Below are 24,886 nucleotides of genomic sequence, written 5' to 3' on the forward strand. Positions count from 1 at the left end.
AAAATGCACACTATGCTTTTTGGTACAATGCAATATCAAACAAATGATCTAGACGCCTTACCTGTTCAACCAACTTCCATTTTTGAGCATTCACCTCTTTCAATGGAAAATTGAATAATGATTTTATTTGTTCTCCATATCTCATTGCCACAACGACATGCTTATTGGTCAATGAATATAGTTGATCCAATATGTCATATTTATTTTCAACGGTTGAGCTAAAAATGATATGGGTCGCCTCTTTCGTAAAGTCAAGATTTTCCACCAGCCTATTCTCTAATCGAATATTCAAGCCACTGCTAAGTTTCTCCACAACGCTCCTTCCAAGTTCAATAGCTTCATCATCAATATCTAAGCCAACGACCTCCGCTCCAGTGCGCTTCGCAATCAAAATAGGTGTCATCGGAAATGCACCTGAGCCTATTAATAACACTTTTGAATTCGTGGATAGTTGGAAGCTCCCAAATTCTTCTTCAATGCACGATTCTATGTTTTTGAAATAATCGGTTATCTCAGCACTTCCTTCTTGAAGCTTTAATGCACGATATTTTTCCATAATCGCAACGCAAAATGCTGATTTTCTTCTCAAATCCACCACAAGTTGAAGATTATCATTGGATTCATGATGTCCAAGTAGATCCCAAGCTTCATGGTTTCTGCTGTTTGTTACGAATTTCGAATATTCATCTATTAAAATTTCCATCTCCAAGCTATTGTTAATCGTATGGTCATATCGACCTGCTAAACGATCGAATTCATCTGAAAATTCAATCAATTTATTTTGAAAACTCTCCACCTTATTCATTCTTTTCCCCCTGCTAAAAAGATTCACTACACTCCTATAAAAGCTTTGCCTTGCGCAACAATTCCAACAGATCCTTCAATTTTAAGACTAACAAGTACTTCTTTATAACAATCTGCCATTACTTTAATCGTGCCACCGGGTTGTTTTATTTGTGCAACAACTCCTCTCTTATTTTTCCATGCTAGATAAGCGCCCAATGAAGCAGTACCTGAACCGCATCCCCTTTCCCAGATCATACTGTCTAGATGCGGAACATAAATCAGCGGAGCTAATTCAGCAGATTGTGATTTATACAATAAAATACCAACCAAGTTTGCTTCTAAAGTTGATCCAAATAATTTAGCTAATTTTTGCGCTTTATCTCTATTCCATTTATCAAATTGCTCTACTTCTATCACAATATGAGTAAACTTCTGGTAACTCACTAGAATAACATTTAGATCGCAACCGTCATGTTTAATCGTTCTCTGTTCTATCATGTTAGGAACAGGCATAGCAACTTGACATAAATATTCATCTGCCATTTCTCTTACCTGGCACATGATTAATTTATCTGTTCCTGATACCTCTAATCGTATTTCCGCCAAGGCATGCTGATCCAACCCTTTTTCTGATGCAATAAAAGCTGCCAATGACATGCAAGCATTCCCGCAAAACTCACCTCCAGCCATAATCAAATGTGCATCCGCTTCTTTTTTATTTGATTTTTCGATAAAACCTACTTGCTCTGCATTCACGTTGTCATAGGACATCATTTTAGTCGCAATATGCTTATACTCCTCAATAGGATGATTCGATTTAACTAAAATCGTCATATTTTGTGTTGGATTAAACTTAATAAAATCTATTTCCTGTTTCATCACAACTACCCTCAACCCTCCGATTTTTTATTGGTATTCCTTTTAATATGTAGAGTTTCCCAAAGCATAAAATGTAATGATTACGATATACGATCAATTTAAATGTAATGATTACGATTATCACTCACAGGATTGATTATAGCATGATGTTGAACCGTGTCAATATTGATTTTGGTTTTTTTTGGTTTTTCAATACTATTTGACGCTACTAAACAGCGGTTGCGCAGAATTTTATGTTTTTCAAAAAGAAAAAGCCACCTAAAAAGGTGGCTTACCATCAAAAGAGTGCAAAAGAATATTTTCCATTCCCGCTTCCAGCTTTAAATCCAACAACAATGGAACAATTCCCTCCCATTAACCTTTTTCTTCTGTCCTCGAATGGATGGAAGTGTAGTGTTCTGATTAACGGGAGCTCTTCTCTTGTTCCTGCTCTTAAAACTCTCTACTGAGTTACTATTGTAAATTGTTTTTTATCCAGCTAAGCAGTGACTCTTCCTTGGGGACCCATCCAAGTAAATTTCTTGCGTGAGCCGCACGTACACGGCTGTTCGAAGCGATGGCAAAACGCGCCCAATCCCCAAGCTCTGCAATTGCCTCGTCTGCGGACCAGCTTATCGTCTTGCCGCCATAGCCTAGCGCCTCACTGACCGATTTGGCAATGTCCCCGTACGATTCCTCCCCATTTTCGGCAAAGAAATACGATGCGGAAGGTGCTTTTTCAAGTGCCAACACATACAGCTGAACCAAATCCTTGATGTGTACATTGGACCAGCGGTTTACGCCTTTACCAACGTGAACGCCACCTTTCAGCTCACGCGACTTGCGAATTATTTGCGGCAATTGATCGCTTTCCACAGGCAATGCTAATGCATCACCATAGATCATCGACGGGACAATCACGATGCCTCTCACCCAATCCTCAATCCCAGACCTGCGCACAAGGTTGTTGATCGCTACGCGATTTTCCCTAATATCCATAGGAACAAACGGCGTTTCCTCGTCAAAAATATGTTCGCTCGCTGTATCGCCGCGGGCATCATCCCCAACCACACTTGAACCCGAAGTATGCAAAAATGGTTTCCCACTTCCGCGCAGCGCAGAAATAAAAGTCTCAACTGCCACTAAATGATCAGAATCGGCTGTATGAATAACCGCGTCGCTGAGTTTGGCATACTTCGTTAAAGTATCTGTATCATCCAACGTTCCGAGTATAGGCTCTATACCGATTTCCCTTAATGCTTCTACCTTATCGGGATTACGAACCAGACCGTAGACGGTATGCCCCGTTTCAAGCAAAGCTTTGGCCACCGATCCACCAATATAGCCTGAAGCTCCTGTAACAAACACTTTCATAACTATCCCTCCTCAATCACGTTGTATCACTTAAATTAAGATAACTTTTCAATAACGGCTTTCGTTACAGCAAGCGTAGATTGCGGGTTTTGGCCTGTAATTAGGTTGCCGTCCACTTCGTAATGAGTAGACCAGTTCGGTGCTGCTACGAATATTGCTCCCAGATCACGAAGCTTGCTCTCCAGCAAAAAAGGCAGATGTTTGTCCAGCGTCGTTTGGGCTTCCTCCCGATCTGTAAATGCGTTGACTCTTTTACCCGCTACAAGCGGTTGTCCATTCGTCAAAGTTACACCAACCAGCCCCGCAGGACCGTGACATACAGCAGCCACAATTTTATTTAGTTCATAAAAATCACGTACCAGCCTCTTCAGGTTTTCGTCATGCGGTAGATCGTACATCGTTCCATGACCGCCAGGCAAAAATATAGCATCGAACCCTTCAGTGGATACTTCATCCAGTTTTATAGTGTTCTCCAAATATTTCTTTGCATCCAAAATTTCTTGCGGTGTGTTAGCATCAACACTACCAGGATCAATTGGGCCTTTTCCTCCAAGCGGGCTTGCGACCGTTACTTTATATCCTTGAGCCGTAAACTCCATATATGCTTCGGCAAACTCTGAAAGCCATATGCCGGTCTTTTTTCCTTCATGAATATCGGAATGGTTCGTGACAACGATCAGCACTTCTTTTGACATGATTTTTAGCCTCCGTTATTTTTTATTTTGCTGCTTCTTTATTTTAAGGCTCAGTTCATATATAAAACAAATTACGAAATAACTGTTCATTAATAATTATTTTTATAAATTAAACGGGCTGATCTTTCATATTTTCCTTAAGGGCTGACATGATTTCATTAATCAGAGGCAAATGCTTATTCTTTAACTGATAAGCGAAATATAGCTCGTTTTTTACTTTTAAATGTTTAAAAATAACTTTTGTTTTATCTGCTGTTAACGAATCTTGCAAGAGGTATGTAGGGATGACACTTAAGCCCATTCCAAGCTCAACCGCATTCAGGATCATATGTAAATTAGGAATGACATGAATAGGTCTAATTTGAGGACGCATCTTAAAATGCTCTCTCCAAATTCTTCTTATGATTGGCAGTTCCAAGCCATAACTGATCCATTTCTGTTCTGAGAGCCATTGCTCTTCAAACTTCAAATTATCGAATGCAACAATTTCATAATCGCTTGGAGCGACGATAACAAACTCCTCATCCATCAATTTCAAATACTCGATACCAGGCGTTTGAAACCTTTTGGACATAATGAGGATATCTAGCTTATCTTCCTTCAGCAGCTCCAGCAATTGCTCAGCAGTTCCAAAATGCGAAATGGTACAAACATTGTAGTTAGGAAGCTGGGGCAGTATTTTTTCACTAAAAAACTCATGCGCCGCTCCGATTTTAATTACGCTCAGCGTAGGCAAAGAAGTTGATTTAAAGTTCATCGTCGTATTCTCTAACGATTCAATGAGCGGAGCGAGCTGGGAATACAGCTCCTTCCCCCGCTCTGTCGGGGTGATTTTTCTAGTCGATCGAACAAATAAAGTTTCTCCAACCTCCGCTTCCAAAGCAGCTAAGTGCTGACTCATGGCCGGCTGCGTCATCATTCGAGTTTTTGCTGCTTCGGAAACGGATTGATGCTTATAAATCGTGCAAAAGCTTCTATACCATTCAAAATCAACCATGCAGAATCCACCTTTGTACTAACATAAATAACACTATATTATCACACCTTGCCAGTGGGAACATGCATTTAAAACACATGGGAATGCAGTTCTTTAAAATATTGTTAATATCAATAAAAGTAGTACAGAGCCGGTTTAGTCAAATAAAACAATTACACAGAAGAAAAACCTTCCAGCAATCGCTTAGAAGGTTCTTTTTGTTGCTTTTAGTGAAACTTTTCGTCGTACAAAATACGGTCCAAAATCATTCTTGAATACATTTTTCAATATTTGTTACGTAGCAATATCATGTTGCATGACTTTATTGCAATCTAAAAAGTCTAACCGCTCCACTTTATATAAATCATAGATCTGTTGCGCTTTATTTATCGATTTATATATTTGATGGTTTATATCATTTGCTAATTTGGCATACGGTAGTTTTTCTATCGCCTTCCTTGATCGAATATTTTGTTTACGGACTTTCAAAAATACCGTTTCGATATTATGCTCAAGAAATAGTTCAGTAAAAAAAGATTCCTTCGCTCGTTGGTTATAACCTTTTCCAAAATAAGGAGTTCCAATCCATGTGGCTAAGAAGCCTGTTTTATTAACAATATCATATAAATCAATGATACCAATGGGATGTCCATTCTCATTTATTATTGTTCTAGAAATACATGTCTCCTGTTCTTCTTCAACGATCAACTGTTTGGTTATGAATAAAAATTGTTCATAAAATTGGCAATTATAACGAACGTAAGGAAAAACCGCAGGATCCATCATTAAGTCATACAGTGAATGGCATTCCTGCAAATCACGTTTTTTTAACATTAAATCTACCACCTAGTCCTTTTATTTCGCTATTTCTAACCATTAAAGTATATAAAAGAACTTCGATGTTTTAATTAATTCTATATGGTCTTTATGTAAATTCAGCGAATAAATTACTTACGCTTTAACTGCGGCAGAGAATAATGTGAGCTGATCGTATCAGCTTGTCCACCATCCCTCATCTATAGCGTAGCCTTTAGCCGATAGGTCACTAAATGAGCAATAAAAATAGCCACCTCGAAGGGTGGCTCACACTCAAAAAGTCTGTAAAAGTATAGACTGCTCGACTTATCCCAAACTCCTCATGCAAATCAGATCCTCAAAATCTTCGCCAATAATGTCAATTGCTTTGACGTTATGTACACGATACGATGTCAACCAGGTATGGCAGGAGTAGTCATTCTTTCAAGAAACAAGGTCGAATTAATGACTAGCGTTTCTTCAGGCCAAGTTCGCGTCAGAATCCGCCACCCTTGCTTTTTCAACTGCGATTCATCAACCGCTTCATACATGATTCGCTTCATTCCCTCAGCTGTTCGAACAGCTACTAGAGAATCTGGGGATGTACGTTTAATTTGATTCAGCACGCCAAGCTTATCTCTAACGAGACTAGCCACGAATACTCTACTATAAGAGCTATAATCAAAATCTGATCCATTCTCTAATACAACAGTCACTTTATTCCCTATTCCCATTCGCTCGAGCAAAAAACATGATGCATCATAGGCCACAGGATCAATTTCTAGGCAGAGAACCTCAACATCCCCGATTAGATGCAAAATAATAGGACTTAGCGGCATCGGCCCACTTCCAACAAAGACAATACGCGACTTTTCTTTCTGATCATCCGCTCGAGTAATCCTGCGAAGAGTGGACAGCTCCTCACTAACTAAGGCCATATAAATGTTCCAGTAAGACAGCCTACGAACGTTATCCAAGACAGAATCCTCTGATTTGCTGATGTGAAGAGAATCGCCTAACTCTACTAAAAATTCGGCTTCTGACAACTTATCCTGCAAATTTCGTTGGTTCATTCGAATATATTCGTTGCTAAGAACGGCCTGTACCTCCTCCGGTAAGTAGTGGGAACGTAATTGAAGTGAAAGGCGTCTAATCATGTTCGTAACTAATTGATTATCAGGAGACAGATCAACTTCTTTTTGTAGAAGTTCATTTACTTCACGGATGAAAGCGATAAAGCCGTCAACCATTTGTATTCTTGTTGTGTTGCCTGTAAGTAAAATAGAACCAGATGAATAAACCTCCATTTACCCATTTCCTCCTTCATTCTCGATCCAATTTCTTACTACAAAATATATTCATATGGTCAAGTTTGTATACGAATATAGGAATGTGGATGGAATAAAGTAAGGGGACGCGAATGTTCGCGTCCCCTACTCACTCAAATACTTACTATGAACCAAATACACTTCACAAAATGACTTTTATTTCGTATATAAGCTCTTCATCAGTTCACGGTTTTTTTTCCTAAACAGGTCATTGTGCGAGGATACCATTCCATTCGCGTTTGCATCCGGAGTCACGTATTGCTTCGCTTTATTAACTGCGTTCGCAGCGTCCTGGAACGCCCCCGCAATGAGATGCAGCTTTCCATCATGGTGTAAAATATCGCCTGCTGCATAGATGCCTGGCATCGATGTTTCGCTCATCGGAGATCCAGAAATCCAATGTTCATGGAGCTCAATTTTAACATCGCTGTTCGCAAGCAATTCCTTATCTCGCTCATAACCGTAGTTGATGATTACCTCATCTACTTCCAGTTCAAGCAACTCACCATGCTCATTCCAATTCAGCACGACGGTCTCGATCCTTTCATGATCTGCGGCGGCGATTAGCTTTTCAATCGATGTGTTTAGCAAACACTCGACGGAGCTGTTCTCAAGACGCGATATTTCGGCTTCATGCCCTTTTAGCGTATCTTTCCGATAGATCAAATACACCTGCTTGGCAATCGGCGCCAACTCGTTCGCCCAGTCAATGGCAGCATTACCTCCGCCTGATATAAGAACCGTCTTTCCTTTAAAACGCTCTAGCGATTTGACAGTATAATGCAGATTCGTGACCTCGAATCGTTCTGCACCCTCGATTTCCAATTTGATCGGCTTCAGAATTCCTCCACCAATAGCCAAAATCACTGTCTTAGAGCAATGCGTCTGGTTAGAGGCCGTGTGGATAACGAAATGACCCCCTTCATCTTTGGCAATCGACGTGACCTTTTCCCCAAGAACTACCTCCGGCTGAAAAGTCAGTCCTTGAGCGATCATTTGATCAATCAGCTGCGAGCCAGGAACAGGCGTTAATCCTCCAACGTCCCAGATCATTTTTTCCGGATAGACATGCACCTTCCCGCCAAGAAAGGGCTGAAATTCAATGATTTTCGTTTTCAATTCTCGCAAGCCGCTATAAAATGCTGCAAACAAACCAGCTGGACCGCCGCCAATAATCGTTACATCAAACAATTCCTCTTCATGCATCGTTCAATCGCCTCACATATTAATGTCTTTTTTTATATAGCAGATAAACGAAATAAGGTACACCGATAATAGAGATCACAATTCCTGCAGGCAGTTCAGCTGGCGAAAAAATCGTCTTCCCGATAAAATCTCCAACTAATACCATCAACATGCCAATTACCCCGCAGATAGGTACAACATATTTATAGCGAAGGCCAACCAACCTTCTAGCGATATGAGGAGCAATTAAGCCAACAAAGCCAATACTCCCTGATACAGATACAGATGCGCTCACCAACCCGACACAGCATAGAAGAAATATCATTCTTTCCCGATTTTTATTCAAACCTATTCCAGAGACGGTATTCTCATCCAGATGCAATAAGTTAAGTGTGTGCGATCTCCACCAAACGATTGGAATTAGAATAATGATCCAAGGCAATAACGCTACAATTTGCATCCAAGTTGCATTATAAATGCTGCCAGCTAACCAAACCGTGGCCATTTCAAAATCTTTAGGATCCATCTTTAACGAAATATACAGCGTGACGGCTCCAAATCCAGAACTTAACGCAATTCCCACTAAAATTAATCTTTGCGGATCAAGCACACCTCGATGCCGAGCAAAAAGCAATAATAGCAGTGCCGCAGCCATACCGCCAAACCAACCAATAAGCGGCATCGACATAACGGAAAGCCAGCCAGCGCCCCTCACCGTTCCTTGGATAAAAAACATAAACAGAACAATCGCCATTCCAGCAGCTGAATGAATACCAAGAATGCCCGGGTCTGCCAGATGGTTTCTTGTAATCCCTTGAAGGACAGCTCCAGCAACTCCTAACGCAAATCCAACTAATGCTCCAATCACAATCCGCGGCAGGCGAAAATCAAAAATGACTAGGTCGTAATCTCTGTCAGTCTGAACGCGAAGTATTGTCTTAAAAATATCCATTACTGAGATATCAAACGTTCCATTCGTTAAGTTTATGTACATCACCGCGATGGAAAGTGCCAAAGCCGATAACAACACAAACAAAAATCGAGCTTGCTGACCGTGCTTACTCAAGTGCTCCTTCCCCCTCTCGTCTTAACTAAGTACAGAAAGTAAGGAACACCAAACAAGGCGGTGACTACACCAATTGGCGTCTCAAAGGGATGATTTAGAAAGCGGCTGATGATATCAGACCAGGCTAAAAAGAAAGCACCCAACACGGCTGTCAAAGGAATTATTTTTCTATAATCCTGCCCGACAATAATTCTCGTAATATGAGGGATAATTAATCCGATAAAAGCGATTGACCCAGCCATAGCAACCGAGATTCCTGTTAAAATCACTACGCTTAACATCGTCAAAGCTTTCATAACAATGAGATTAATGCCCAATCCTTGTGCAACATCATCCCCAAGAGAAATCGCCGTAATGGAACGAGTGACGACAAAAGCAAGCACCAGCCCAACAATCGCAAATGGTATCGACCATTTTATAATCGTCGGATCCATTTGGTGCAATCTTGCGTTATACCAAAAGCTAATGTTTTGCGAGACTTGATAATACGTTGATAACGCTTGTGATATTCCACTCAAGAAAGTACCTATAATTGTTCCTAAAATAGCCAAAGATAAAGGCGACATCCCGCTGGGCATCAATCTAGCTATTGAAAAAACTAGAGTGGCACCAAGCGCTGAGCCGATCAACGAGAACATAATCAGGGTCATAGAAGAAGCCCCCGGTAAAAAAATCATACATAATGTTATGAGAAATACCGAGCCATCAGCCACCCCCATAATGGAAGGAGAGGCAAGATAGTTTCTAGTCATTCCCTGCATTAAAGCCCCTGAAACCGCCATGAATGCGCCAATCAACAGTGCACCAACCACACGCGGGAAACGCGAGGTTTGAACGATTAGGTGATCCATATTTCCGGAATCGAAATGAAAGAGCGCGTTCCACACTGTTCCATAACTAATAGATTTCGAACCATAAGTAATAGATACTTCGATGGTCACACTTATAAATATGAAAAATAGGACAATCTGAACAATTCTTCGGCTTAATAACGAGCGCATTCCGTTCTGCTCCATTCCATTACTTATCCAGATGCTCCTGCACACTTTCTAGGAATTTAATGCGGCTGTAAGCAGGTCCTCCTTCCATAAGCGGGTCCACCACATTGACATATACATGATTGTTTTTAAAGGCATTAATATTTTGAATAATAGGATTCTTTTTCAAGTCTTCAAAAGCCTTTTGCGCATCTTCATTTTCACTCATAGAAAATTGCATGAACAAATAATCCGGATTCATTTCTGCAAGCTGCTCGACAGAGATCGTTTCCTGCGTTTTCGCTAAGCTCACTTGCTCCGGAACCTCTAGACCAATTTCTGTGTACAAGACAGGATTAAGGAATACATCTTTGGGATAAACGTAAACTTGTGCCCCGCGAATACGTAGAGCAGCTACTTTTTTACCTTGAAGCTTTTCCTTCAACGATGCTTTGATGGCTTCCGTATCTGTTTGGTATTTAGACAATACCGCTTCTGCCTCTGCTTGCTTGCCAGTCAGTTCTGCCATTAACTTAAGATTGGACTCCCAATTGGTTGAAATGTGCGAGACTAAAATAGTAGGAGCAATTTTTTGCAGTTTTACCAGCACATCATCCTGAAACTTGGTTGAACCTAAAATAACGTCTGGCTTCAATTGTAATATCTTCTCAAAATTCGGCTGTATCTTTTCACCTATGGATTCCGATTGGCCTGTTACCGAAGCAAACATCTCCGGGAACTTTCCTCCGATCGAGATTGCCCCTACAGGATGCACGTCAAGTACTACCGCATCTTCCATTGCTTCCATCGCGCCGGTAATCACAATTCGTTCTACATGTTGTGGGACAACATATTTTTCACCGAGATACTCAATCGTTCTTGTATCGCTTTCGCCCGTATTTTCCACCTTATTTTCCTTACTAGGTTGTGCCGTTTTTTCGATATTCGCAGGTGGAGGTGATTCCTGTTCATTCTTTTTATCTCCTCCACATGCATTCAAAACAAGAAGCAATAATGCAAATAAACCAATTAACATAAACTTTTTATTCATTTTTCTCCTGAACCCCTTCCGAAAATGGTATTCCTGTATTAATGATTGATAATGCCTTATGAAATCCCTAAATGTTCACGCAAAGTGAACCCCATATATTCACTTTTAAACAAACCTCTTTCAACCAACTCCGGCATCAGCTTTTCAAAAAATATGTTCATAGATTTTTCTGAACCGCCTGGAAGGGCGATAAATCCATCAATAGCTCCACCCTCAAACCTCTCAATAATATCGTTCAGCACATCCTCCACCGTACCAACAGATACCCAATGGGCAGATCCTACAACCTCCGGTCTTGCCAATACCTCTTTCACTGTAGGCTGATACTTTGTAATAAACCGGCGCAGCAGCTCGGCATGTGTCCGACTGCGGACGGGCTGATTAGGATTAGGAAGCATAGCTGCAGTTACGCATGAATCCAATGGAAGACCGCTTACATCTAAACCCAGCACCGATTTGAGAGAGGCATGTCTGCGCTCCATACTTAAATGTGCATGCGCAGCCTTATGCAATTCAAGCGCTTCTTCGCGAGAGTCTGCCAGAAAAAAATATAACCCAGGCAAAACTTTGATGGCGTTCGGATCACGCCCATGTTCAGTGGCTCTTCTTCTCAGATCATTGCGCAGTTCTATTCCCGATTCAATATCCGGCATTGCCGCAAAAATAGCATCGGCTACGGAAGAGGCAAAATTTCTTCCAATATCTGAAGCGCCCGCTTGGAACAAAGGAATGGAACCAGATTCATGAGAAGGTAGAGTAAGCGGTCCTTTTACACTGAAAAAATCACCATTATGATGAATAGCGGTCACTTTATCCTTATCCGAAAATACGCCTGATTCGCGGTCAATAACAATGGCTTCACTCGGGAAACTGTCCCAGAGCTTCCTTACGACATCTGTAAATTCCCCTGCCTTCGCATATCTTTCTTGCGGTGACGGCATTGGAGAATCGCCGAAGTTTTCAGCACCTTCAATAGAAGTGACAATATTCCAGCCGGCTCGTCCATTGCTCAGCCAGTGCAACGACTGAAGCTGCCTTGCAACAACATAAGGCGGATTAAAAGTCGTTGAAATCGTTGTAACCAGTCCGATCCTCTCCGTCTCATGGGCAATTGCAGCAAACATCATAGTAGGGTCAGGACTTCCGTAATTAGCAGAATCGCCGATCATCTGCGGGCTAACATAAAGATAATCCGCCTTAAACAGAAAATCGAGCTTTGACTTCTCCGCCATCTTTGCCAAGTCAATGTAATAGTCAATTGAATTCATTTTTTCTATTCCACTATCTGCACGCCGCCAACTGTCCCCTTTCATCCAAGTTGCAGACAAGGACAATCCAATCAATAATTGTTTATTTGCAGTCATTTCTACCAACCTTTCTTATGGAATTAGATTTGCTTCGAGACAACACTTCGATCAAATGTAGTCTCTTCAGAACAAATAATTAATAATGATTCTCATTGTCAAAACATAGTTTAGCAAGGACTGAACCAATTTCAAATACACAAATCACAAATTCCATATGCATAATTGTCTAAACCAAACTGATGCTGGATGAATAATGATGAAGTGATAGCAAAAAAGGGCTGCAGTGGGAACTATAAGGAAAGAATGAGGAAAAATGACAAAAAGCCTGCACTTCAGGCTCATCACCATCCGTTGCAGGCTTAATCTATATCCGAAAATCAATATATATGATTATCTAATTTATGTGTGTATGCTGATGGAGACACACCAAATTTCTTTTTAAATAATCGGCTGAAATATAAAGGATTCGTATAACCTACGCTAACGGCAATATCGTGGATGGAGAAATTGCCTGCTTTGAGTAGGTCACTCGCTCTTTCCATACGATAATTAATAACATAGTCGATTGGACGGAACCCGGTATATTTGTGAAAGAAGTATGAGAAGCTTTTTGCACTCATTGCATGCAGTTCAGCTAACTCGTCGAGTGCAAGTGGATTCATATAATGTCCGTTAATGTATGCAATGGCTTCCTCTACTACCCTTTTACTAGGAGAACTGGCATTCTCTCGATTCCTGCAACCAATTAGAATTTGATGTAAGATGCTTAAGAATAACTCCTTGACACGAAGTTTTTCAATCCCTCCAGATGCATGGACATTCTGATGAAGCATGATTAGTAATTCCATCACTCTTGGATTTGCACCCGGTTCCAGCCTGAAATGAGAGTCGCATTCATGAGTCCAATTTACATCATCTAACTTATCTATTTTATAAAAAAGCGAATAATACACGAACTCTGATTGTCCTATAACTTTGGAGGTCATTTGCATACCTGGAGCCGCATGAAAAACTGATCCGGGAAGTAATTGATATTCCTTTCCGTTCACACATAATCTACCTTCTCCACGGATGATAAAAAGAAACCCATGCCTAACGGTAGTAAATTCACGCAATATACTTTTCGGCTGGATGACTAAACGATAGACATCTTCTATTTCATAGGTACCAGCAGCAAAGATCTCTGCTAATTTATCTAGATTTATCATTGTTCTCTACCTGCTCCCTAGCATCAAGTCGTTTTTAATGTAAACTTCGAGAATGTTGTATTTATAATTCTCTCATATATTTCTTCGACAATAAATGATGCCCTTATAATATTATCAGCATCGATTACATCAATAGAGCGGCGTAAGAGGTTTTTCTATTTCAAGCAGAACCTTTCCCTGGAATAACTTTAATCACAAAAACCGCCTGAAGGCTGTGACAGCCGGTTCAGACGGTTTGGTTTGGAGAACGCTCTATTTACAGATGTCTACCGAAATATTTCCACATTCTCTTGCAGAAACCCGTCCAGCGTTCGGGGCTGTCTGCCGAGCAAACGCGTGACATCGTCCGTTGGCCTTTCCGGCACCAACGTAGACATCGTCTGAATTTCTACAACGTGGTTTGCGAGCCAAGGGGGCATGCGCCCTTGCTCAGTCAGATTGCGATGCATCGCTTGAGGCTCCACATTTATGTAGCGAATCGTCTTGCCTAGCAAATCGGATAGCTTATCCGCGATCTGCGGATAGCTGTAGATCTCGGGTCCGGTAAGCGTATAAATACGTCCGGCGGCTTCCTGGTTGGTCAGAACTTCTGCTGCAACGTCCGCTATATCCCGGCAATCGATGAAATTGCAAGGCGCATCGCCCATGACGCCGAAGAAAGCACCTTGAGCTGTAATCGTCGGAACATGGCGCAGCAAATTTTGCATGAACGCATAGGGACGCAATACCGTGCGAGTCATACCGGATTCGTCCAAAAACGACTCGATATCGCGATGCCAGCCGGCGACTGCCACGGGCGAGAGCTCTTCGAAGGCTGGACTGGATATTTTAACGATATGCTCGATTCCGGCTTCGGCAGCGAGGCGAATGATCGACATTTCCAACTCGACCTGTCTCGGGCTGTTGGATATGGTCAAGAAGAGCTGCTTCACTCCGGCAAACGCGCGGCGAAGCGATTCGGGATCGGCGGCATCTGCCCCTGCCACCTCGATTGTGGATTTACCTGCATCTCCGAGCCGGTTGCGCAGCTTCTCCGGTTCCCTGCTAAGCGCCCGAGCGGGCACTCCAAGATCAGCCAAACGTTTCAAAAGTTCGCTCCCTATCGTACCTGTTGCTCCAATAATCGCTATCATCTTCTATCTCCTCCGTTTAACGTATCATTTTTTTCCAACGCCTTGCGCCAACGCCATGTTATGATCGTACTTGCAATCGTGCCGGATAACGGAAAATCGATCCATATGCGATCAAACCAAATCGAATAGTCGATCAAACGAACTGTATCCGGCATTTTGTTCGTCAACCATGCGGCGTAAAAGGCGAGCGAAGCGCAGATTATCGCGAACATGACAACGACTAGCAAACGAGGCGGTCTAACAACCCATCGTATACTTCTCCCCCATTTGCGCAGCCAAAGCCCCAATAGCCATGCAATCAGCGCAGACGTTCCTCCAATTGTGGTTAACGCAGCAATCTGAAGGCTCTTGTCGCCTGTGATCAGTCCCCCGATGCCTGCCATGACGGCGGGCGAAACATAGGCCATCAGTACTTCGCGCCATAGCACAAAACCTTTCAATTCGGAGCCCTTCGATGCAAGGCTATAAGCAGGATCAGTTTTGTGCGAATGCTTCACATTGCTCATGTTGTCACACCTTTCTTCCATGATTTGCTCCAACTGTTTATATCGCCATATAATTAGGCGCCTAACTATATGGCGGTAAATAAGGGCTAGCATGACTAGCCCGTTTTACCCTTTCTGTATGCTACCATTTTCCTTAGATGCTCCCGGCTCGTCGGTCAATGCCGACATGCCTTGCGTCACCCGACCTAACAAATCGAGAAAGACACTGCGCTCCTCGACCGTAAGCAAGCGGACCATCGCTTCCAGTCTCTCGAAGTGCTCTGAAGCCATGTCGCGAAGCTTACTTGCTCCATACTCAGTTAAAACAACTGATTTCTGACGCCCATCCGCCGAACTGGTTCGGCGGGATATGTACCCGTCCCGTTCGAGATTGTCTATAAGCCCCGTGACGGTAGCACGCGTTACGCCAAGATGCTCTGCTAATTGCGAGGGCAGCTCTTCACCCTGGTGATCTTCAAGATCCGCCAATAAACGATACCGGCCTGTGGACAAACCGAATCTGGAAAAATGAAATTCCGCGGCATGTTCAAGCTTGGCACCAGCGGCCATCAGCCTAGACGCGACGAGTACAGCTTGCGCATCGACGTTCAACCCGTAGCGCTCAATCTGACGTTTCGTTTGGACAAGCGAAGGAACAGCGTTACTATCCATCAATACTTTTTTATCGTTCGTCATATATATAGTATGGCACCTAATCACTTTTGGGTCAACAATTTTTTTCGCTGTCATCTCCGCTCCTCTCCCCTTCGTGATTGTCCAGTAACACAAATGGGCTAATGCGCATAGACTAGCGTTGATTATCATGATTCTTTGGCATTGGAGATGTGAGAATTGAGCAATACAAAAACAACTAAGGATAGAGGTCTTTGCAAATTGGGCTGCAGAGGTTAGAGGCAACTATTTACTTAGAACGGAACCCTTGTTCAATAATCAACATTAATTAAGATTCCACAGCCTTAATGGCTGTGAATTTTTAAGAATGAAAGTGAACCAGTGAATAGAGCGTGTGCAAGTTATTAATCCTAAAAAAAAAGACAACCTTCATCAAAAAGGTTATCCTTTACACAGTTAAAGTTGTTATTCATGTACTTCTAAATGACTTATTAAGAAATATGTAATTCGGGATGTTTGCGGTAAAAATCCGCCCAAAGCTCCAGATTGTCAGTTGTGATCAGAGATGTCGGATAATTTTTTGCGATTAACTCCATATCCTCAATCGAATCAATCGGCCAAGGGCCGGATTCAATGCCGTGCTCCGCAATCATCTCCGCATATTTTGGCGTCATAAATTGTTTATGCACCCCGAGATACGTACAGCGGATCTCCTTCATAAACGGGAAAACGTAAGGCATACTGCCACCGCAAATCATTCCTAATTCAATATTAGGATCAAGTTCTCTAGTACGTGCTATGGAAAAATGGTCGAAGCTGATAATCCGCGATTGGTCCAATGTATCCGTACGGCGAATAACATCCAGCACCGCTTCTTCCAGCCCCGGATACCGGTCTCCGGTTTGCTTTAATTCGATAAGCACAGAAATGTTGCCCTTAAGCAACTTCATCGCTTCCTCCAGCGTCGGGATCGTTTCTATTTCCTTCACACGGAACCTTTTCAATTCCTCCAACGTATAATCGCGGATCAAACCTTGCCCGTCCGTCATACGGTCAATGGCAAAATCATGCATCAGCACGGGCACACCGTCCTTAGACAAATGGACGTCCAGCTCCAAGTGGGTAAAGGACAAGTTAATAGCCGCCTGAAACGAAGATAATGTGTTTTCCGGCAATTTCACCGGATAACCCCTATGCGCTACACCTCTGATTTTCAAAGTCTTTTCCTCCGTTATTATGAATTTATGAATAGGCGTCCGGTTGATAAAATAAACAGCAGAATCTGCAAGCAAATTCTAGTATTTCTTAACTGGCAGATTCGAATCCGCGCCTGCCAGAGCATCATTCATTGCCTCCACTACAGAGCGATCTTTTTAGTTTGTGCCACTAAAACAACATGATTTGATCCCGATCTGCGTTTTGCCCATATGCATTTAATGGCCGATGATACAGAGGTAATTTTTCATATAAAACCTGCGCAGCTCTTACTAATTCTTCATCCTCGATGGCTACGATTCGGGTGCGAACTTCAGACTTATCGATTTCCACGATGCGTATGGAAGGATGACACAAGCCTGCAGCAGTTTGAATAAAGTTCCATTGTCCTTCCTTTACAATGGAGTGTACGTGATTATGGCCGTTGAAGTAAAAACAGTTTCCTTGTCTTTTTTGTAATACGGCTCGCATATCAATCGTAGGATCAATATGCATCTTCTCATCCAGTGACCCAGTTGTCGTGTTATATAGGGGATGATGGGCAAATACCAAGATTGGCTTAGATGGAGAAACGAGCATTTGTGCCTCCAACCATTCCAATTGTTCCGGATTAAGATGACCGCTATAATCCTGCGGGTCCATTTCTCTAGTCGAATCAACAAACACGAACAAGGCATCACTTGTTTCAAATACATCGTTTAATGGTTGATCAATCAAAGATTGAAGTTTAGTTTTAGGTAATTCATATGCATCGTGATTCCCTAGTACTTGTCGAAACGACACACCGGAGCTACGAATATACTGATATACGCTTTCAAATTCTTCCTCCGTTCCCAAGTGAGTCAAATCGCCAAGGGAGATGTGTAAATCTGCCTCGATTTCGAATAGCTTTTGCAAATATTTTTCATAGAAACATTCTTTAGCCCTTAACAGTTCTTCATTTCCTTGCACAAATTTGTTTTCAAAAAAATGCAAATCTCCAAATAGCGCCAAACGCATCATTTTATCTCTCCCCTATCTAAATTTGAGTCGATTTCATTATTCGCCAGAAGGCACATTAATTCGCTGATCGATAGGGACCGGAATTCCGAAATCGGGATTACCCTGTTCATCCCATCCGAATTTTTGTGCTCTAGTACTTCGATGCGCACTTCCTGCGCCTGATACTGAAATAGCGTGGTAGATTATCCAATCCTCCTTGCCATCAGGTGACTTAACAAAACTATTATGCCCTGGCCCGAACACTTCGTTTTCCAAGCTCTTTTGGAATACTGGACTTTCGGTTTTTATCCAAGATTTTGGATTCATCAAATCATCCTGTTCAGAGCACGTCAGCAAACCTAGTGAATAGTCATCAGACCAACAAGTGCTAGCCGAGAACACAAGAAAAATCTTCCCGTTATTTTTCAAAATGACAGGGCCCTCATTAATCGCCATACCACCTTGCATTTCCCAAGCGTCCGTTGGTGCACTTAGCAGGACGTTTTCTCCTTCTATTGACCAAGGATTGATCATTTTTGCCATATAAATCGCAGACCCATACTCCGGAAAATGGCCATATCCCGCATATAGGAAAAAAAGACGGCCCATATGTTCGAATACCGTACCGTCCAAGCCTGCATATTCTGTATTAATAAATCCTTTATCCGTCCAGGTTCCTTCAAAAGGGTCATCTTCCTCATTCTCAAGGACGAATATTTTACGAGTACTGTCCCCGCCCCCATCATTCGCCGTATAATATACATACCACTTTTTATTAATATAATGAATTTCAGGAGCCCAAAGATTATTACTGTTAATTCCGGTCTCTTCCGGGATCCAGATTGTTTTTTTGTCACCGTTGGCGATATTCGTAATATTGTCTGATCTCCATAGATCTAGACGATTCCTTCTTGTAACCATGAAATAATAGGTTCCATCTACGTGTTTATACATCCAAGGATCCGCGCCATGTACTAGTAATGGATTCACAAAAGTTTTGCTCATACGATTCCCCACTCTTCTGTATTATTTAAAGTTTGACTACACTTTTTCCATTGATTTGAGAAATTAAAGAATGCACAACATGTCTGCCCATTTCTTTATAATTTTGTTTAATGAAATGAACATCTGGTAGACCGATTTCGTCAAAGGTTATCATTTCTACTTTGCTTAATAAAGATAACTGGTTCAAAGCATTGTAGGTTATTTTTTCCATTCCAACATCCGCAGTAATCAAAGCATTTTTTGCCATCATACTGCTCACATGATACTGATTCATTATGCTTAGGATAGAAAACGCTTTCTCAAAAGTCCAAAGAAACTCTCATCCTTTTTGTTTTACTGCGGAATTGAACCTCTGCTCCACATGCCCTAAAATCCGAATATCAATATGCAGTTCTATTTGTAATACCTCCTTTTTCTATTTTTTTAATACCAAGACTTTATATTTGTGTTTATTATACTTAGGATATTTTTAAAGTTATATATTAAATTTAGTACATAATATATAAGTTATAATAAAGAATATGAGCTGTTAGCTTAAAAGAAGGAATCCTCGCAAATTTTCCATTTTCAGTGAATACCTCTTACTAGCCTCCCTGTATTCCGAGAATGCAAAAAAGACACCTGACAAGGTGTCTCCTCTTATTTTTTAGCATCAGCCATTCTAGAACCTCAAACAAAATAACCTTATTATTATTGAAATAATAATGTACAACCATTTAGCTCAATTTTGGTCACTCTCAACATCCATTATTAAGTTTGTATAAATATACTTTTCACTGTATTATTATTAAATGCATTTAAAAAAGGAGCTTATCTAATGTCATTTCTAATTCGAAACGCTGAACCTAATGATTTACACAATTTGACCGTGTTAATGTATGAATACATCGTCGGTTTTTATCAAAATCCTAAACCACCTGTCGAAAAAATTCATAATCTTATACAAACTCTTTTTGACCAGCAAAATGGCGTGCAGTTTGTAGCCGAGCAAAATGGAGAGTTAGTGGGTTTTGCTACATTATTCTTTACTTTCAGCACGATGAAAGCTGATAAAATCACCGTTATGAACGACCTCTTTGTGATTGAACAATTTAGAGATACTGATCTAGAATCACAGCTTTTTTCAGCATGTCAAAACTACTCACATAATCATGGTTATGCTTCCATGACTTGGATAACTTCTTCTGAAAATAAACGCGCTCAGATCTTTTTTGAAAAAATGAATGCTGTTAAAGGAAAAGATTGGGTTCACTATTCCATAAGCTAAGTGGTTGTAACCCTTTCATAATAAAAACCCTACCGGTCATTGAGCTTGAACTCTTATAGTTTTCTTGCCTTGATTACAAAAGTTAAAGGAAGCATCTTTGCTTTTTTTGTAAATTCACTGCTTTTATCGTTCCGCGATTGCATTATTTCATCATCAGTTTGCTCAATCATTTGCTCAATGACAAATCCTGCTTTTGCCAACGCATTCACATAGGTTGATAGTTTACGGTCCGACAATGTTAACATACCTTCTCCGGCTAAATTAAGAGGTACCGAGTACCAGGATTCATCGAAATAACACTTATTAAAAGCAAGTGTGTTATTTTCTGCAACAACACATTTATGTATAGGATGAGACCAACTGAAAATAAATACGCCGTCTTTTTTTAAGTAAGATGCGATCCGGCAAAAAGTACCCTCAAGGTCGGTGGTCCAGCCTATGGCATAAATCGAATAAACATAGTCAAAATAATCCTCTGGTATGCCACATTCTTCTTCCATGGGAGAACAGATCAATTTTGCTGAAAGACCGCATGACGTCAAATGCTGCATTGCCTTTTCAATTTGTTTTTCTGATATATCCATACCCCACAGTTCAGATGCTTTGCGTTCCCCCTGATACTGCAAGGATTGTCCATTTCCACAGCCTATTTCCAAAATCTTTTTTCCAGAGACATCACCAAAAAGTTGGCATTTTTCTTCCGACACAAATGCTCCATAAAGGGGAAGCACGATTGCCCCTAAAAAGTCATTTCCTTTGGTATCCCAATAGAAGCTGTTTGTTTTATAAACTGCATTCTTGTCCATTCGGGCGCCCTCCCCCAATATACATTTACCGTACTTGTGCACTCTCCGATTACAGTTTATTATATCATAATTCATTCATGATAAAGGCATATATGAACCATTAGCATATAGGATGTCGACGTCCTGAATCGGCTTCACAGCCGTTTAAAGTTACTGATTTCATAAGCAACGCAGCTCGCAATCAAAAACACTCAAGAGATGTTTAGTTTACAAATCGATAATGAACGACCACTTCTTTTATCCAACGGTCAGATTAATGTGGTGATAGAATCAGAAGGTAGCCAATTACCTTGTTACCTTCTGTTTATTAAAATATATAGGTGATCATTTATACTTAGCCCAAAAATAAAATCCCATTCCCGCTATTGTAAATAATCCTCCGAGGATTTGAAAAAAACTTACAGCTTCTCCTAAGATAATGTATGCAAGTATTATGGCAAGCACAGGTTCACCGATAACACCGACAGAAACAGTAGTCGCACCGATTGATTTTAGTAACAGATTAAATATAAAATGGCCGAAAATAGTTGGAATTAAGGCAAGTAAAAAGAAATACATCCAGTCAGAGGAACTATAAGCTATTAAAGAAAAATGGTTCATCAGGCTGTAAATCAACAAGACGCTACCACCAATAAAAAAAACAATAATGCTATATAGATTAGCGGGTATTTTATGGCTAACTTTTTGTCCTGCTAGCATATAAGCAGAAATGGCGATAGTCCCGAATAATGAAAGCGCATCTCCGAATAGTGCTTCTCTTGAGGCGCCAATATCTCCCCACGCAATAATAATAGAACCCAAAACTGCAGTTATCATGCATAAAACCATTAGTTTATTTACTCGTTCTTTAAACATGAAGTAAGATCCAATCATTACAAATAGAGGTTGTAAAGTTAAAATAACCATCGAGCTTGCTACTGAAGTATAAGATAAAGACTCCATCCAAAAAAGAAAGTGTAATCCGAGAAAAAAACCCGCACTTAAAACAAGAAGCCAATCATATTTCGTTAATCGTAGTAATTTAAGCTTTTTCCAAGACACGAAAGGAAGCATGATCAATACAGATACAAATAACCTGTACATTCCTGCAACGGACGGGGGAGTATTTGAGGATTTAATCATAATTGATGATATGGCAATAGCAAGAATACTGATACATAGCAAAAAATACGGATTGAATGCAGCATTTGATTTATTTCGTTTCATCGGTACCTCCACTTGTAGAATTGAAAAGATCTAACGGTATATAATAATATCATCATAATTAAAGGTAATCTGTAACTATATCGCTAAAAAATATAGATATATCGTCATTTTCGAAAGGGAGAACTATAGTTGGATAACAAATTACATGAGATCAATCAATATCCCGATACTTCTTTTCCGTATGCTATGTATACCGTAACTTCTTTAAGCTGTATTCCTAAGGGACGAGGCTTTAATGAACTACACTGGCATGAAGAACTTCAGTTTACATTGGTAACTGAAGGAAAGATTTTAATGCAAGTCAATGGCGAAACTCATGAGCTGAAAGCTGGACATGGAATTTTTATAAATAAGGGAGTATTACACGTATCTACTCAAGTTGATAAAAATAGTGAGTACGTAAGCTTCAATTTCCCAGAGAAATTACTTGCTTTTTATTCTGATAGCCAAATGGAACAAAAATATGTACTCCCTTATACAAACTCATTATTTTTATCGCTAGTAATAAGACCTGAAACAGATTGGCGAAGCACTATGTTGGAGATACTCTGGAGATTAAAAGATAAATTTAACGAAAAAGGATGCTGGGGCTGGGAATACGAGGCTTCTATTATGACTGTACAGTTATGGTTAACCATGATAACAAATATTTCTATGGCTAGCGTTGAATCAAATAAACACGTAAAACAGCAGCAAGAACGAATTCAATTGATGATTAGTTATATCCATCAGAACTATGTTAATAGCCCATCTCTACAAGAAATAGCTGATTCTGCACACCTTAGTGTTTCAGAGTGCACTCGAAGTTTTAAGAAAACACTTCATACGACTCCTTATGATTATTTAATTAAGTATCGAATCAAAAAAAGTGCTGAGTTATTAATCTCCACAGAATACACAATAACCGAAGTAGCTAGTAAAGTGGGTTTCAATCATGTTAATCACTACATTCAGTCTTTTAAAAAACAATATAATAAGACACCAAAAAAGTATCGGAGTTTAAAGGAATGATCGAAAAAAATAGCAATAAAAACATAGAAGCAGCTAACCATAATGATCTGCTGCTTTATTATCCTAATAAATTTAGACTAAACCTTTCTTAATACCCCAATTTAATAACTGCCTCCCTTCACTTGCACAATGCATAATTGATTAGCCAAAAAAACAGATCAACCAAAAGGATGATCTGTTTTGAGAGGCATTACCTTTTGAGCATAACACCAACTTTCCTATTTATCTCAAAAAGCATGTTATCTCTCGCTTGACAGGCGTTGCGGGAGCATATGCCTACTTCTTGAAACTTATGGGTAACATCGGAATTTCTAAAGCAGTAAGAGAATATTAGATTTGTACTAGAAAAACACACCGATGATTAACGTGTCTCATTGCTCCACCTTATTTCTAACATAATTACTGGAGAGAGCATAGCTATTGTTACAGCTCCACTATTTTTCTCAAAAAAAACCACCCTGAAGGGTGGTCCGTAATGATGTGCGCACTATAAGATTTGAATAAGAGTGGAGTATCCTGTGCTGAACTTGTAGGTTTTGCTCTTATAAAAATTATCAAATTCCACCATAATGAGAGGAAACCATTCCTTTATTTTCACTTGTTCCATTCATTCATCCACCTTAACCCTACTTACCCTTACCCCTTCACTGCACCAATCGTAATCCCCTTGATAAGATACTTTTGGAAAAAGGGATACATCACCATAATCGGCAGAACACCGATCACAGCAATCGCCATCTTCACCGTCGTACTCGGCAAGTTAGCTCCAGCCTCACCTAGCTGAGCACTAAACTTGCTCTCCGTCAGAAACTGGATGTCGGTTAGCATTCGATTCAATATGTTCTGTACGCTGAACAGCCTGGAATCGGTCACGTAGATCATCCCATTAAACCAATCGTTCCAGTAAATAATCGTCTGAATCAAACCTACTGTAGCTACGATCGGCATTGATAGCGGCACAATGATTTTCCAGAATATTTTGAATTCTCCTGATCCGTCGATTTGCGCAGCCTCGATTAGTGCCGGGGGGATCGTCGTCATGAAGAATGTCCGCATTAGGAGAACATTAAAGCCATTCATGAGCAAGCCTGGTACGATCAAGGCCAAAATGGTGTTTTTAATATCAAAGTATTGGACATAGACCAAGTAGGTTGGTGTAAGTCCGCCGTTGAATAGCAGCGTGAAAAATACAAAAAATGCAATTCCGTTACGTAAAGGCACTCCCTGTCTGGACATCGGGTAAGCAAGCATCGAGGTCATCAGCAGACTTGCTGCCGTGCCGAAGATTGTAATAAACACCGTGACCCCATAAGCACGAGCGAGCTGCTCCGAGTGATTCCACAGATAGTTATAAGCGCCTAATCCCAATTGATCCGGAAAGAAGGTATATCCCTGCCGCAGAATTGAGCTCTCATCGGAGATCGATGAGATAACAAGCAGCAGGAACGGCAGCACGCAGGCCACCGCCAGGGCCATCATCGGAAGATGAAGCCATATTCCCTTGTTGATCGTTTTCATGCTTCTACACTCCAGTCCCA

General features: G+C 40.8%; 25 protein-coding genes. 2 read left to right on the top strand and 23 right to left on the bottom strand.

Annotation, left to right across the window (positions count from 1 at the left end; genetic code table 11):
* Positions 1–10 precede the first annotated feature (10 nt).
* The 20 genes from AC0VYE_RS20030 to AC0VYE_RS20125 all read right to left on the bottom strand — a co-directional run bounded on the left by AC0VYE_RS20030 (position 11) and on the right by AC0VYE_RS20125 (position 19,308).
* Positions 11–805 carry a class I SAM-dependent methyltransferase gene (locus AC0VYE_RS20030; RefSeq protein WP_475442700.1) on the bottom strand — a complete coding sequence of 265 codons (795 nt, stop codon included), beginning with the start codon at positions 803–805 and terminating at the stop codon, positions 11–13.
* Between the two features lie 26 nt (positions 806–831).
* On the bottom strand, positions 832–1,665 hold the full coding sequence (locus tag AC0VYE_RS20035) for a histidine racemase CntK family protein (RefSeq protein WP_475442701.1): 834 nt from the start codon (positions 1,663–1,665) through the stop codon (positions 832–834).
* Between the two features lie 453 nt (positions 1,666–2,118).
* Positions 2,119–3,018 (bottom strand): NAD-dependent epimerase/dehydratase family protein, encoded by a 900-nt coding sequence (locus AC0VYE_RS20040; RefSeq protein WP_475442702.1) that lies wholly within the window; start codon positions 3,016–3,018, stop codon positions 2,119–2,121.
* 35 nt (positions 3,019–3,053) lie between these two features.
* Positions 3,054–3,713, bottom strand: a complete 660-nt coding sequence (locus AC0VYE_RS20045; protein WP_475442703.1) for a type 1 glutamine amidotransferase domain-containing protein — start codon at positions 3,711–3,713, stop codon at positions 3,054–3,056.
* Between the two features lie 109 nt (positions 3,714–3,822).
* Positions 3,823–4,710: a LysR family transcriptional regulator gene (locus AC0VYE_RS20050; protein WP_475442704.1), complete on the bottom strand. Its 888-nt coding sequence runs from the start codon at positions 4,708–4,710 to the stop codon at positions 3,823–3,825.
* A gap of 273 nt (positions 4,711–4,983) precedes the next feature.
* Positions 4,984–5,523 (bottom strand): GNAT family N-acetyltransferase, encoded by a 540-nt coding sequence (locus tag AC0VYE_RS20055; RefSeq protein WP_076265504.1) that lies wholly within the window; start codon positions 5,521–5,523, stop codon positions 4,984–4,986.
* Positions 5,524–5,897: 374 nt separating this feature from the next.
* Positions 5,898–6,791 (bottom strand): nicotianamine synthase family protein, encoded by an 894-nt coding sequence (locus tag AC0VYE_RS20060; RefSeq protein ID WP_475442705.1) that lies wholly within the window; start codon positions 6,789–6,791, stop codon positions 5,898–5,900.
* 177 nt (positions 6,792–6,968) lie between these two features.
* Positions 6,969–8,018, bottom strand: coding sequence for an NAD(P)/FAD-dependent oxidoreductase (locus tag AC0VYE_RS20065; protein ID WP_475442706.1), 1,050 nt, complete (start codon positions 8,016–8,018; stop codon positions 6,969–6,971).
* Positions 8,019–8,037: 19 nt separating this feature from the next.
* Complete coding sequence (locus AC0VYE_RS20070; protein ID WP_475442707.1) at positions 8,038–9,063, bottom strand: FecCD family ABC transporter permease; 1,026 nt, start codon at positions 9,061–9,063, stop codon at positions 8,038–8,040.
* Positions 9,060–10,064, bottom strand: coding sequence for a FecCD family ABC transporter permease (locus AC0VYE_RS20075; RefSeq protein WP_475449663.1), 1,005 nt, complete (start codon positions 10,062–10,064; stop codon positions 9,060–9,062). Before AC0VYE_RS20075 ends, AC0VYE_RS20070 begins: the two co-directional genes overlap by 4 nt.
* A gap of 19 nt (positions 10,065–10,083) precedes the next feature.
* Positions 10,084–11,091 (bottom strand): ABC transporter substrate-binding protein, encoded by a 1,008-nt coding sequence (locus AC0VYE_RS20080; RefSeq protein WP_475442708.1) that lies wholly within the window; start codon positions 11,089–11,091, stop codon positions 10,084–10,086.
* 56 nt (positions 11,092–11,147) lie between these two features.
* Positions 11,148–12,455 carry an NtaA/DmoA family FMN-dependent monooxygenase gene (locus AC0VYE_RS20085; protein WP_475442709.1) on the bottom strand — a complete coding sequence of 436 codons (1,308 nt, stop codon included), beginning with the start codon at positions 12,453–12,455 and terminating at the stop codon, positions 11,148–11,150.
* A 320-nt stretch (positions 12,456–12,775) separates the two neighbouring features.
* On the bottom strand, positions 12,776–13,606 hold the full coding sequence (locus AC0VYE_RS20090) for a helix-turn-helix domain-containing protein (RefSeq protein WP_475442710.1): 831 nt from the start codon (positions 13,604–13,606) through the stop codon (positions 12,776–12,778).
* 266 nt (positions 13,607–13,872) lie between these two features.
* Positions 13,873–14,739, bottom strand: a complete 867-nt coding sequence (locus AC0VYE_RS20095; protein ID WP_475442711.1) for an SDR family oxidoreductase — start codon at positions 14,737–14,739, stop codon at positions 13,873–13,875.
* Positions 14,736–15,245, bottom strand: a complete 510-nt coding sequence (locus AC0VYE_RS20100; protein ID WP_475442712.1) for a hypothetical protein — start codon at positions 15,243–15,245, stop codon at positions 14,736–14,738. The genes AC0VYE_RS20095 and AC0VYE_RS20100 overlap by 4 nt, the downstream gene beginning before the upstream one ends.
* 105 nt (positions 15,246–15,350) lie before the next feature.
* Positions 15,351–15,920: a MarR family winged helix-turn-helix transcriptional regulator gene (locus AC0VYE_RS20105; RefSeq protein WP_475449665.1), complete on the bottom strand. Its 570-nt coding sequence runs from the start codon at positions 15,918–15,920 to the stop codon at positions 15,351–15,353.
* 428 nt (positions 15,921–16,348) lie between these two features.
* Positions 16,349–17,074 carry a glycerophosphodiester phosphodiesterase gene (locus tag AC0VYE_RS20110; protein WP_475442713.1) on the bottom strand — a complete coding sequence of 242 codons (726 nt, stop codon included), beginning with the start codon at positions 17,072–17,074 and terminating at the stop codon, positions 16,349–16,351.
* A gap of 169 nt (positions 17,075–17,243) precedes the next feature.
* Complete coding sequence (locus AC0VYE_RS20115; protein WP_475442714.1) at positions 17,244–18,074, bottom strand: metallophosphoesterase family protein; 831 nt, start codon at positions 18,072–18,074, stop codon at positions 17,244–17,246.
* Between the two features lie 36 nt (positions 18,075–18,110).
* Positions 18,111–19,058, bottom strand: a complete 948-nt coding sequence (locus AC0VYE_RS20120; protein WP_475442715.1) for a glycoside hydrolase family 43 protein — start codon at positions 19,056–19,058, stop codon at positions 18,111–18,113.
* A 25-nt stretch (positions 19,059–19,083) separates the two neighbouring features.
* Positions 19,084–19,308, bottom strand: a complete 225-nt coding sequence (locus tag AC0VYE_RS20125; protein WP_475442716.1) for a hypothetical protein — start codon at positions 19,306–19,308, stop codon at positions 19,084–19,086.
* A gap of 567 nt (positions 19,309–19,875) precedes the next feature.
* Between AC0VYE_RS20125 and AC0VYE_RS20130 the strand changes: the two genes are divergently transcribed.
* Positions 19,876–20,325: an N-acetyltransferase family protein gene (locus AC0VYE_RS20130; protein WP_475442717.1), complete on the top strand. Its 450-nt coding sequence runs from the start codon at positions 19,876–19,878 to the stop codon at positions 20,323–20,325.
* A 53-nt stretch (positions 20,326–20,378) separates the two neighbouring features.
* Here the strand turns inward: AC0VYE_RS20130 and AC0VYE_RS20135 are convergent, their stop codons facing one another.
* The gene (locus AC0VYE_RS20135) at positions 20,379–21,131 is read right to left on the bottom strand and encodes a class I SAM-dependent methyltransferase (RefSeq protein WP_475442718.1); all 753 of its coding nucleotides are present in this window, start codon (positions 21,129–21,131) and stop codon (positions 20,379–20,381) included.
* Between the two features lie 324 nt (positions 21,132–21,455).
* Positions 21,456–22,337, bottom strand: a complete 882-nt coding sequence (locus tag AC0VYE_RS20140; protein ID WP_475442719.1) for a DMT family transporter — start codon at positions 22,335–22,337, stop codon at positions 21,456–21,458.
* 129 nt (positions 22,338–22,466) lie between these two features.
* Between AC0VYE_RS20140 and AC0VYE_RS20145 the strand changes: the two genes are divergently transcribed.
* Positions 22,467–23,348: an AraC family transcriptional regulator gene (locus tag AC0VYE_RS20145; RefSeq protein WP_475442720.1), complete on the top strand. Its 882-nt coding sequence runs from the start codon at positions 22,467–22,469 to the stop codon at positions 23,346–23,348.
* A gap of 636 nt (positions 23,349–23,984) precedes the next feature.
* Here AC0VYE_RS20145 and AC0VYE_RS20150 read toward each other — a convergent pair.
* Positions 23,985–24,866 carry a carbohydrate ABC transporter permease gene (locus tag AC0VYE_RS20150; RefSeq protein ID WP_475442721.1) on the bottom strand — a complete coding sequence of 294 codons (882 nt, stop codon included), beginning with the start codon at positions 24,864–24,866 and terminating at the stop codon, positions 23,985–23,987.
* Between the last annotated feature and the right edge of the window lie 20 nt (positions 24,867–24,886).

The organism is Pristimantibacillus sp. Z349TD_6, from assembly GCF_056173205.1.